The following is a 12,221-nucleotide window of genomic DNA, read 5'->3' as shown; positions in this document are numbered from 1 at the left end:
ACGCATTTTCGATATCAGAGGAATAAAGAAGTATGAAAATTATCGAAAAAATTTTATCTATAAAATTCTTAAATGATATAAATGGCGCATCGCTGCCAGTAAGAATATTCGTATTTTCTATATTTATAGTTACTTCTATTGGCTTTGCGAACGGATTCTTCCCTAGGGAGAGTTACTTATCAATACCGGCATTTGTATCTTCGTCAATCGTAGTTCTTGTGATAATTCTGAACTGGATAAAAAAATAGATGCCTCAAGATTTTGATCCTGAAGGCCACAACGGTGGAGTTGTGAGTGATGCGGACATTTTTGCATCTGTGGTCTTTACCGTTCAAGATATTTTAGTAGATGGGTCTGAGTTCGAGGTGCCGGCTGGTTTTCGTGTGAGCCAATTGGCCAAGGGGCACGCTATTGGCATCGCGTTTATGGCAGAAGGAGGTATTGAAGTCTCAGAAGTCGCTGGTTACGGAGCTGGCGTTGGGGCGACTGCCTTGTCAGGTGCGATGCGGCTGGGTGCGTCGGCAGGGGCGGTCGGGATAGGTGCGACCTCATTTGGTGTGGGGTTTGTGGCCGGTATGGCCGTCGATCGCGGAGTAGAAGCCTACATCGATAATGTTATTACTCCGTATGTTGATCGACACGCGCCTGTCTCCTATACAGATTTTTACGACGACGGATCGGCGGCGACCGTCCAAGTTAACACCATCGGTACTGATTTCTTTAACGGTGAAGGCGCATTAATTGTTCAATTCGAGTATCGCGATTATGGCATCGACGGCAGAAGTCTAGGGCGCGAAACGTTTCGGCTTACGGTTCCACAATCGCAGTATGATGAGTTCATGGACAGTCAGCGTGCGCGAGCAGAAGCCGCTAGCGGATTGGCACAGATAGTCGACGCAATCCGCCAAATTGATAATGGAGGCCATGATGATGTTTTGGGGCCGCCACCCGAAATTGAAGGGATTAGAACTGTTGAAATTGCTGGCCCTGAACCTCAACCCGAGCTGAGCCTCGGATTTAATTCAAACCCAAATTTGTTTCCTAATCATTCCGGTGTTTCTGGTGAGAGTGAGCGGGATCATCGCGATGCTAACTTCGTTATTGATGAAGCGCGAGAGGCAATGGGAGGCAGTCTAACTCGAGAGCAAGAAAATTATCTTGTATCGGCAACTGCTGGGCCAGTGATCATCGATCTTGATCAAGATGGCGTCAACGTCAACTTCAACTCTGACGTAGCATTTGACTACGACGGGGATGGCTATCGCGAGCTGACTTCTTGGGCAGCGGCAGACGATGGCTTTTTGGTCATCGACCTTGATGCGAATGGAGATATCACTGCAGATGGCGGTGATGGTGTTATCGATCAGGCCAAGGAGCTGGCTTTCACAGAGTGGGTTTCTGGCGACGTAACCGACCTTCAAGCGCTCGCGGAAGCTGAAGACGACACCGGCGCGAAGATTTTCGACACTGATGGCAACGGCGTACTCGACAGCAATGATGCTGTCTGGGGGTCCATGAAGGTTTGGCAGGACCTGGATCAGGACGGTGAAGTCGATAACGGCGAGCTCAAGCGGCTCGCGGATGATGATGCCAATGCCGAGAATGACTGGAACATTACCCAAATCAACCTGACCTACGATGACGGCAGTGCCTACGCTGAAGATGATGATGACGTCTCTGTGCTGGGCAATACCGTGCACGGTTTCGCGTCCTATGTTCGCGACGGTGTGGTCGTCGAAGGCGGTGTTGGCGACGTCACGCTGTCCTACAACGTACATGGTTGGCGTCAGGTGGAGACCGAAACCGGCTACAAGATTGAACTTGAACGTGGCGAGTTTGCCGAAATCTGGGAAGCCGAGGGCCTCGATAATGCAGGCGCGGCGCAGATCATCCTGCTTGGAGGCGGTGAGGCAGGCGGTGATCTGATAGCAGCCTACGGCGATGATCGCACCAATACGCTGGACGCTGCTGGGATGACGAAGGCCGTCATTTTGGATGGAGCGGGAGGCGATGATGTTCTGACCGGTGGCGATGGCGATGATCTGCTCTCCGGTGGGGAGGGGGCTGATCAACTTCACGCTGGTGCAGGCAATGATGTTGTGTTTGCGGATTCTGCTGATGATGTAGCCGCAGGTAACGTCACGGGTGGCGACGGCTATGACCGCTTGATCATGTCAGCTGGCGCCTCGCTAATCCTGTCCGATGTTTCAGCGCTGGGGTTTGAGGCTGTAACGGCTGGTGATGAAGCGGATCAGCTCGCCGGTTTGTCCAATGACACAGACTACGTGCTTTACGGCAACGGCGGGGCTGATACGCTCCAGACAGCTGGCGGCAATGATATCCTGACTGGCGACGATGGTGATGATGATCTGGATGCAGGATCTGGTGCTGACCGTCTGTTTGGCGGTTCGGGTGCTGACACGCTGACAGCAGGTTCGGGCGACGATTATCTCAGTGGTGGCAGTGGCGGTGATTTGATCAGCCTAGGCGCCGGCAATGACTATCTGGCCTTTGGTCGAGGTCAGGGTGACGACACGCTTGTCGCCGATATCGAGGCTAATCGTGGTGGGCTCGATGAGCTTGATCTTGGCTTTGGGGTTTCGCTGGACGATGTGACGCTCACCATCGAGGGTGTAGATGCCATCCTCGGGGTACGGGCGCTTGACGATGACGAGACGACGGATGTTGATGAAAGTGTTGAGCTTCTCGATGGCACTCTCCGCATTCAAGAATGGGACAACGCTCAGAACCGTATCGAGACACTGTCGCTTGCCGGCGGTTGGATGCGGCTCGACATCTCGGATATCGCCTATGCCGCGACGGGTTTTGGAGGTGACGATCTCCTCCTTGGCACGGGTGAGTTTGACTGGCTGAACTCAGGTGCAGGGGACGACACCGTGCTTGCAGGTGCCGGCGATGACATCTTGCTGCTGGGTGCAGGAGACGACGTGGCCTCCGCCGGTGCCGGCAGGGACTATGTGAGCGCAGGGGTGGGCAATGACCTCGTCCGTGCAGAAGATGGCAATGATACAGTGTCTGGGGGTGAGGGTGACGACACGCTCATCGGTGCCGACGGGCACGACCAGCTCATCGGCGGTCAAGGCGCTGACCGTCTGCAAGGCGGGCTTGGCAACGATACTCTTTACGGCGGAAGCGGGAGTGACACTCTGGAAGGCGGCGTCGGAGACGATACTTATCATTTCGGGCGCGGTGATGGCCATGATCTGATTATCGAGGAAGGCAATTCCTACAGCTACTCACAGGCTTATACCTATCAAAGCACCGAATGGGACCTCGTCGAAGGTGACGCAGATCCAGAAGGCAAGGACTACCACTACGTGCCACGTACGGTCTATCACACGGCATATCAGACCTTCACCGTCACTGAGTCCGGTTGGGACACCATCGAACTTGGTCATGGCATCACCTCCTCTGACGTCTGGCTAGGCGTCGATCCATCTGGAACGCTGACAATCGGCTTGCACGAGATGGTAGATGACGTCGCCGTCGACGATGTTGCGTTGTTCTCGGATCGACTGGACGTTCAATCTTGGACGAGCTTGCAGACCCGAGTTGAAGTTCTGCGCTTCAGTGACGGCTTCGCGATCAACCTCTCTGACGCGCCTGGAGTTCAATCTGGCTACAGTTCTGACGATACGCTGAGCGGCAGCGATGGACGCGATGTCCTGATCGGGAGCGGCGGTGGCGACATGTTGATTGGCTACGGTGGCGAAGATGTCCTGATCGGAGGCGACGGCGCAGATAACCTCATAGGCTGGGTTGGCGACGACCAACTGCTTGGTGGCGTTGGCGATGATACGCTGAACGGCGGAGACGGCGATGACCGGCTGATAGGCGGTCTGGGCAATGACAGCATGCGCGGACATGCCGGAGCCGACATTATGAGTGGTGGCGCCGGGGATGACAGCCTCATGGGGGGACGCGGTAATGACATCTACCTCTTCAATCGTGGCGACGGTCATGATGTCATTGATGAAGGCATCTTCCTCTTTGACAACGCGCCAGGCCAGACAGGCGCATACTATCACAGCGGAGACAGCGAAGACTATTCGAGCTCTTCAAGTGGCTATAAAGGTGAGAATGGCTCAGGTGCCCTGACTTGGGTCAACGAAATGCGTTCCGGTGCGACCTTCACCATCGTCGATGGTGGAAGTGACACGATCCAGCTCGGCCAGGCGATCGAGTTGAGTGATCTCATCGTGTCCACCGAATATTCCGCAGAGAACGGGGAACTTTCTCTGATCGTCGAGCTTGAACCCACTGAAGCAGATATTGACCCCACCGATAGCCTAACTGTGCTTGGCTGGAACAATCTCGAGATGCGTGTGGAAACGCTCGTGTTCAACAACGGGTTCTCCATCGACCTCAGTCAGATCAAGGGTGCCCAGACCGGCGACGGAAATGCGAACACGCTTGATGGGACCGGTTGGTTGTCTGGTCTAGAAGGCGATGACGTCATGCTGGGCAGTGATGAGACAGATATTCTTCTCGGCGGCTCCGGCGCAGATACCCTCGAAGGCGGTCTCGGGGATGACTACTACGTTTACTCGCGTGGCGACGGACATGACCTGATTGTCGATGCTGGCAGCAGCACCGTTGGCCTCGACCAGTCGGCACCGGGCGGTGACAAGCTCGTGCTCGATTTTGGCATCGACATCGAGGATGTAGTCTTCCGCCGCGTTGGTGACGATATGGAAATTTTCATCACATCGCGAGGGGACGCGAATCCCATCCTTGCAGACATAACCGATCGGCTGACTGTGCAGGATTGGGCGCTCGCAACGCAACGTATCGACGTCATGCAATTCTCTGATGGATTGGATTTCGACATAAGCCAGATCGAGGCTACCCATCTCGGTGCCGATGCGCTTGGCGCCACGGCTCTTTCTGATCAGTCCGATGATACACTTTCCGGCACGGATGCTGCTGAGTGGTATGACGGTTTCGCAGGCGATGACGTCATCATCGCTTTTGGCGGGGCTGACTTCGTGTTTGGGCGTCAGGGCGACGACTCGATCGCTTCTGGTGCGGGTAATGACGCAATCAGTGGCGGTGATGGCAACGATACGATCGATGGCGGTGCCGATGACGACATTCTGTCCGCCGGAGCCGGAGATGATCAGCTCATCGGGGGCGCAGGGAACGATATGGTGATGGCCGGCGCCGGCGATGACTTACTCGATGGGGGCGCAGGTGTAGACATTCTCATTGGTGGCCGGGGGCAAGACACAATCACAGCGAGCGAGGGTGCGGATGAGATCCGCTTCGACCGCTGGGATGGGTCCGACATCTATCAGGGCAGCGTTCTAAATGCTGCAGATGATGTAGTCGCCTTCGGGCAGTCCATATCGGCCGAAGCCGTAAAGTTCAGGATGATCGGTGACGACCTGCGACTGGAACTGGCGGGCACGACCGACGGAATAACCTTTACTGACTGGGCGAGTGGCGTTGTTGTCGAAGGTATTCAGGTTGAAGGACGCCTCTATACCGCAGCGGAGATAAACGGACTGCTTGCCTTCGATGGCGCCCGCCTCGTCGACATACGGGATGGAACGATCAATGTCGTTGCAGATGCATCAATCGGGCACGGAGACTACTCAGTCACAGATGGCCTGGAACGAAAGCATCTGGTACTGGCGACCGCGAGGAGCTCTGACGCGGCTCGATCAGAGGTCGCAGGCTATACCCGGCTTGATTGGGTAAGCGGTGCCGTGCAGTTCCAGCTTGATAAGTTCGAACGACTCGAGTTCAGCGACCTGATCCTCAAGGGAGACCTCGAGAACGGCTTGGAGCAATATTTCGATCTTCTCGAAGACCCGGCCGGTTTGGTCGAAGGCATCAACAAGACCCAGATCGTAGTGTCAGGGGACGCTGGCGACCACATAACAGGCGCAAATGGTGACGATGTCCTGGCGGGCGGCAGAGGACTGGACAAGCTTACAGGTTATGCAGGGAACGATACATTTGTGTGGAGCACGGGCGATGCAGACGATGTCATCTATGATGGCGGCGAGTCCCTCTTGGAGCAGGACCGACTTGTCCTGACGGATGTAACATCCGATCAGATCAGCCTGAGCCGGGACGTGACGGCGACCTTCAAGCATCACATGCAGCTTCTGATTGAACCGACTGGCGAAGAGCTGACGATAGAATACCAGTACTGGTACAGCACGACCCATGGCTTCGGGTTGGAAAGCATTGAGTTTGCCGATGGTGAAGTATGGACCGAAGCCGATATCACCGCGAATACCTGGGTGAATGGCACTGACGGGAACGACTACATAAATTCTGCCAGCTATCTCGATGATAACTTCTTCGGCGGTGCTGGTGACGACACCATCATCGCAAGCACATCTGATGACCATTTGAGGGGTGGCGCAGGATCAGACAGCCTGAGCGGCAGCACCGGATCAGATACCTATATCTGGGGTATCGGGGACGGTGATGACATTCTCTATGATGGTGGCGCTTCACTCTCTGAGCTGGATCATCTGATCTTCACCAATGTGACAGCCGATGAGGTTGCCTTGAGCCGCGACATCACAGGCAGCTTCAAGCACCACATGGATATCGAGATCCTGACAAGCGGGGAGAAGATCAAGGTCGACTACCAGTACTGGTACAGCACGACCCATGGCTTCGGGTTGGAAAGCATTGAGTTTGCCGATGGTGAGATTTGGAGCGAAGCCGATATCACCGCCAATACCTGGGTCAATGGCACCGATGGGAACGACTACATAAGCTCATCGAGCTACTTGGATGACAACTTCTTTGGCGCAGCGGGTGATGATACAATCATTGCGAGCAGTTCCAATGACAGGCTCTCGGGCGGCAGCGGCGATGATGTGCTGACCGGTGGTGCGGGCGCGGATTCGTTCGAGTTCACGAGCGGCACCGACCGGGTCACAGACTTTGCCATTGGTACAGATCAACTCAGCTTCACTGGGATCACTTTCGATGATCTTGTCATTGGAACGGATAGCAGCGGACATGCCGACATCGACTATGGTGCCGGTTCAGTAATCTTGACAGGGGTTCTGGCGAGCGCGCTGTCCGAGGACGATTTCCAGTTCGTTTGAGTGAACTTTAGCCAGCTCGGTGATCCGCAGGCCACAGGGTAAGAAAGACAAATTTCGATGAGTCACCCATCAGCCAGCGCAGTATTTGGAGAGATGGTCTGGCTCTATAGCAGATCAGAGATTCACAAGAACTGGCCTATCAACAGCGTACATCAATGGCTGACACCGGCTTTGAAGGCGCGGCAGTACAGGATCTACCACAAGCGAGGAAAGCCGATTGGCTTTGTGACTTGGGCACGGCTATCCGCCAAGGTGGAAGAGGCCTATGTCCGCAACCCCGGCAGTCTTACACCGGACAACTGGAAATCAGGGGAGCGGATCTGGCTGATTGATTTTGTTGCTCCTTTTGGTGATGCTAAACAGATCTCACGCGATCTTAGAAACACTGTCTTTCCAGATGATGTCGGAAGGTTTCTGCGAGCCAAACCAGGGTCTAATCTTCTTCAAATACACTATGCTCACGGGCATCGAGCCCTGTCCGCCGCCCGCGATCGAGTTCGCAGCCCTTCGGTTCAGATCACTAATTGAGATCGGTTCAGCCAAGGCGTGTTAGGTGGAATGTAGAATTCCGTGTCAAGCATAAGCAAGCTGGATTTGTCGACTTCAAGTACTTATCCTTAGAACTTCGACTAATTATTCCGTTCCCAGACTTCTATAATATCTTGTCATAACCTATTTTATGTCAATAGGTTATGGTATGATTGGGGGGTATGAACAACACGCCTCATGACCCATCACAAGCACTGATCCAGTTCACGGCTGGCGGGTTGGCAGAGCATTCGGCTTTCGAGCTTCTTACGCACGTTGCAGCAGAGCAAGTTTGGCTCGCAAACTTTTCGTCCGAGAACACGCGCGCGGCGTATCATCTCGCGGTCGCATCATTCATCGCAACCATTGGGATCACCGCGCCACAGGATCTCTATGCTGTCAAACAGGCGCATGTGATTGCCTGGCGATCTGCGATGGAAGAGGCGGGGCTATCGCGCGCCACGGTGGCGAGCCGACTGGCGGCGCTTTCTTCCCTATTCAAGCATCTGACGGATCAGAACCTGACGGCCTCGAACCCGGTCGCTGGGATCAAGCGCCCTAAAACTGGCAACGCTGGGATTGGGGCTGGCAAGTCCCCCACCCTCTCGAAGCGGCAGGTGCGGGCTATACTGGACGCGCCCGATGGCAAAACGTTGCAGGGGCTTCGAGATCGCGCGTTGCTCCACATCCTGTTTTACGTGGGCGCACGCTGTTCAGAACCGACTCTCTTGAGGGTGCGTGACTTCACCTACGATGCCGAGTTCCCTGTCCTGCATCTGACCATCAAAGGCAACAAGCTCAACACGGTGGCGATCAACCTCGAGTGTGCGGCTGCGATCCGTGCCTATCTGGATCAAGCGCCTCACAGACACCAGCCCGACGCGTTTCTGCTGCAACCCATTCGCAACGGGCACCCGGGCCGTCCGCTCAGTCGCCAACAATGCTACAATCTGGTCGAGCGCTATGCGCGGCTCGCCGGGATCGGCCAGCATGTCTTTCCGCATATGGCGCGGGCCACGATGATCACCTCGGCCTATGAGGCTGGTGCGACTGGCGAGGCTATCCAATGCACTGTAGGACATTCTTCGATCACCACGACTGAGGGATACAACCACACCGCCCAAAAGCATCGTGAAAGCGCTAGTCTCAAGATCGGATACTAGCTCGCTCCCCTTCGTCCATCGGCCCACCATTCCTGTTGGGTCGATGCCGCGAAGGAGAGCGCATGACCAACACAACCGATATTATCCGAACCCACAACGATCAGTTCCGTCAGGGACACGGCAGCATCCAAGGCATGATCACCATCACCAGCGGTATCGCTGCTTTGCTGGAGCAGCACGGATCAGATCCGCTGACGATCATCCGCACCGTCCAAACGTTCGACACATTCACCGAAGAAAATGATCCGCACGGCGAGCATGACTTCGGAGCCTTCGAGGCATTTGGCCAAAAGTGCTTTTGGAAGATTGATCTATACAACCAGACCCTCGATGCGTTCACGCCAGATCCAACGGATCCCCAGCGGACGCACCGCGTGCTGACGATCATGCTGGCCAGCGAGTACTGATGCCACTGGAGAGGATGAACATTCAAAAGCCCCGCAATGCGGGGCTTTCTCTATGGGGTGTCCGTCTTGTCGATGAGATCGCAGCGCTTGTTCATCTCGACAAGGATGTTGAAGCACAGCATGAGCTCATCTTCGATCACGTCGTCTCGTTTGATGTTCGGCTTGCGCAGCCTGACCATCGCGATGTCGACAATCGTAGCGAGCGTGGCCAATGCATCCTTCTGCGGCAAATGCTGATCGACAAACGCGCGGGCCTGCAGCTCAGAGTTCAAAGGGATCATGTGAATAGCAAAACCCGCTACCAGCAGAGCCGAGGCCCCTACGCGGGTTTCCCCACGCAACAAGAACGCGCGCTGATAACGGGTATTGATTAACGTTCTCGGATTTACCGACCATACCGAGATGCAGTCACCAGCGGGTTAGGTCGGATTGATAATATCACATCCAGTCCAACCCTAGCACATGACCCTCATGGAAAGATGATGAGAACATAAAGCCTACCGGCGTCGATGGATCAGACCTTCGTGCAGTAGCTTGTACCGACATCTTGATTGATCATCGTCATAGTGATCAAGCCACCAGATCCTTGCCGACACATGAAGCGCACATCGCTTCCCGTATTCTCAATCGTGTCCTGTCCCTCGGGGACGCAAATCACGCTGCCGGGGCCACCATACGCGCAAACCCAATCATCGTGTCCAAACAGGTTGGTCACGTTGCGATCGTACCGATTATCCCAGTCGGCCATGCGTACGAGGTCGCTCCCCCGGAATTCTGTGCGACCCGCCATAGCGGTGCCCATCCCTTCTGTCGCAGCAAGCGTCCCTGCGATCATCAGCGGCGCAGCGCATCCGGAGAGCGCAATGACACCAGCCAGCGCAGCGGTGCCGCTCACAAGTGCAGCCCTCATTTTGCGCCCCCATCTGATCCATTCACATGAACGTTGATGGTCTGATCCGGCCCACCTGCAGCGGTCACAATGGCCCAGATCCAAGCACCAATCATCATGGGTGCGCCGATCACGATGCCGATGCCCAATGTCCCCAAAGTAATCAGAAGCCCTAGACCCCAGATCGTGATCTGGCCCAACCCTTGCCCGATGCGTCCAATCAACATCGAGCCTACGCCTGGCGCGAGAATGTTGGCTATAAGTGCGATACCCTTCATGAAGCGTCCTTTCGATAACTCTGCGCATAATCGCGCGCATACCATAGTTATCTAACGCAAAGCGATATGCATACTATAAATATGATCCATCCAGTGCTCTGAGTTCGGCAATGCTAATTATGGTCTGTAGCTCAATGGTATGCAGCCACCTTAGCTAGGCGGCATGAAGACCACGCCTGAAACCGTCAAATATGTGCGGAGATTTGGACAGCGCGTCCGCCTCATCCGCCAGCAAAATGAGCTCTCACAGGAAGAGCTCGCTGACCGCGCAGGCGTACACCGCACCTATATTGGCATGGTCGAACGAGGCGAAAAGAACGCCACCATCGTCACTATCGTAAAGATATCAGGCGCACTCGGCGTACCTGCAACGGAGCTCGTCAGAGAGATCGAAGACGCTTGAAGCCGCATGAGGCTACATGGTGTGATGCAGACTAGGGTGGCCTAAAAGGTGGTCTGGCATCTTTATTTTCCCACTTAATATCTGAATAAAAAGAGATAAATTTGCTAAGTCGGCTCCGTGTGGGGGCACCATTTCTCAACTCATTCGCATTGCCCTGGGGCAGGCCGCACGGCTGGCTTGGTTCGCCCGTCTTGTTCGCAGCGCGCGACTCCTATCCTCGATTGCGCGGAAAACTGCTCGATTTCGCCGGGCTTCGCGCAGGTTTCTTCAAGGTTTCGGCATGTGCGGATTGGTACATAAGGTTCAAACAAACCAGAGTTCCGGGGGGAACCGATGCGAACCATATGTGTTAAGGGCGTCCGTGCGGCGCTTTTCGTCTCTGCCTGTCTGTCTTTCGCCGTGCCCGCCGTTGCACAATCTGTCGAATGGGATGTGTCTCTCTGGGGGCAGCGGCGTGCCTTCACCGAACATGTGGAGCATCTCGCCCGCTATGTCGAACGTGCCACGGGCGGTGAGTTTGTCCTGAACCTGTCTTATGGAGAGCTATCTCCGAACCGGGAAAATCTTGATGGAATTCAGGCCGGTCGCTTCGAGATGGCGCAGTTTTGTGCGGGATATCATCCCGAAAAGAACCGCGCGATCACCGCGCTGGAACTACCCTTCCTCGGCGTGCGCACACTGGGTGAGGAACTGGCGGCTTCGCGCGCCCTTTATGCGCATGAGGCAGTTGTTGCGGAAATGGCCGGGTGGAACGCTCATTTGCTGATGCCCACGCCATTGCCCCAGTACAATCTCGTCGGCGGCGGGACACCACCACAGGATCTGAACTGGCTGGAGGGTCGTGCGGTGCGGGCAACCGGTGGGATCGCCCGGGCGCTCGGGCAGTTTGGGGCCGAGACGCTGTCGCTCACCGCTACGGAAACCTATGATGCGCTTGAAGGAGCGACGCTCGACGCCGTTGCCTTTGCCCAGCACGCCCATTTTTCCTTCGATACGATCTCTCTGGCACGGTGGTGGACGACCAATCTCGATCCGGGATCGGTCAATTGTCCGGTCGTCGTAAATATTGACGCGCTTGATGCACTCAGCGATGCGCATCGGGCGGCTTTGGATGTGGGGGTCGAGCGTGCCCTTGACCACTACTTGCGCAACTATGAAGACCTGATCCTGAAATGGTCTGAAGTGCTTGAAGTTTTTGGGATAACACCGGTCACATTCTCGGATGAGGAACTGGCGAACCTCAGGGCAGGAAGTGCGGATCTGCACGCGATCTGGGCCGAAGAAGTGACGCAGGCTGGTCTGCCTGCCGACGAACTGGTGGCGACGATTACCGCCGCACTTGAGGCCCATCGCCAATCTGTCGACTAACAAATGTTCTCAATTCCTATCCGTCATTTGTGGGAAATGCGGATGGTGGAGGGGCAGCCGCCCGAAGTTGTGGGACTTCGGGCGG

The 12,221-nt window shown here is 55.4% G+C and carries 9 protein-coding genes; 6 read left to right on the top strand and 3 right to left on the bottom strand.

The window, feature by feature from the left end; translation table 11 throughout:
- Positions 1 to 248 precede the first annotated feature (248 nt).
- From POI8812_RS11305 to POI8812_RS11290, 4 genes are all read left to right on the top strand, one after another.
- Complete coding sequence (locus POI8812_RS11305; RefSeq protein ID WP_108782709.1) at positions 249 to 7,100, top strand: calcium-binding protein; 6,852 nt, start codon at positions 249 to 251, stop codon at positions 7,098 to 7,100.
- Positions 7,101 to 7,157: 57 nt separating this feature from the next.
- The gene (locus POI8812_RS11300; RefSeq protein ID WP_108782708.1) at positions 7,158 to 7,628 is read left to right on the top strand and encodes a toxin-activating lysine-acyltransferase; all 471 of its coding nucleotides are present in this window, start codon (positions 7,158 to 7,160) and stop codon (positions 7,626 to 7,628) included.
- Positions 7,629 to 7,810: 182 nt separating this feature from the next.
- A complete protein-coding gene (locus POI8812_RS11295; RefSeq protein ID WP_108782707.1) occupies positions 7,811 to 8,791 on the top strand; it encodes a tyrosine-type recombinase/integrase in 981 nt (326 codons plus the stop codon).
- 62 nt (positions 8,792 to 8,853) lie between these two features.
- Positions 8,854 to 9,198 (top strand): DUF3768 domain-containing protein, encoded by a 345-nt coding sequence (locus POI8812_RS11290; protein WP_108782706.1) that lies wholly within the window; start codon positions 8,854 to 8,856, stop codon positions 9,196 to 9,198.
- A gap of 50 nt (positions 9,199 to 9,248) precedes the next feature.
- Here POI8812_RS11290 and POI8812_RS11285 read toward each other — a convergent pair whose 3' ends face one another.
- The 3 genes from POI8812_RS11285 to POI8812_RS11275 form a co-directional block, all read right to left on the bottom strand.
- A complete protein-coding gene (locus POI8812_RS11285; RefSeq protein ID WP_108782705.1) occupies positions 9,249 to 9,479 on the bottom strand; it encodes a hypothetical protein in 231 nt (76 codons plus the stop codon).
- 233 nt (positions 9,480 to 9,712) lie between these two features.
- On the bottom strand, positions 9,713 to 10,108 hold the full coding sequence (locus POI8812_RS11280) for a hypothetical protein (protein ID WP_108782704.1): 396 nt from the start codon (positions 10,106 to 10,108) through the stop codon (positions 9,713 to 9,715).
- On the bottom strand, positions 10,105 to 10,365 hold the full coding sequence (locus POI8812_RS11275) for a hypothetical protein (RefSeq protein ID WP_108782703.1): 261 nt from the start codon (positions 10,363 to 10,365) through the stop codon (positions 10,105 to 10,107). The genes POI8812_RS11280 and POI8812_RS11275 overlap by 4 nt, the downstream gene beginning before the upstream one ends.
- A gap of 163 nt (positions 10,366 to 10,528) precedes the next feature.
- Between POI8812_RS11275 and POI8812_RS11270 the strand changes: the two genes are divergently transcribed.
- The gene (locus POI8812_RS11270; protein WP_108782702.1) at positions 10,529 to 10,768 is read left to right on the top strand and encodes a helix-turn-helix domain-containing protein; all 240 of its coding nucleotides are present in this window, start codon (positions 10,529 to 10,531) and stop codon (positions 10,766 to 10,768) included.
- Positions 10,769 to 11,101: 333 nt separating this feature from the next.
- Entirely contained in the window at positions 11,102 to 12,136 is a 1,035-nt protein-coding gene (locus POI8812_RS11265; RefSeq protein ID WP_108782701.1) for a type 2 periplasmic-binding domain-containing protein, read from the top strand.
- The last annotated feature ends 85 nt before the right edge of the window (positions 12,137 to 12,221 follow it).

Origin of the sequence: Pontivivens insulae, from assembly GCF_900302495.1 — a bacterium.
GTDB lineage: Bacteria > Pseudomonadota > Alphaproteobacteria > Rhodobacterales > Rhodobacteraceae > Pontivivens > Pontivivens insulae.
The sequence above is the reverse complement of the archived record's forward strand: the minus strand, read 5'-3'. Positions and strand labels throughout refer to the sequence as shown.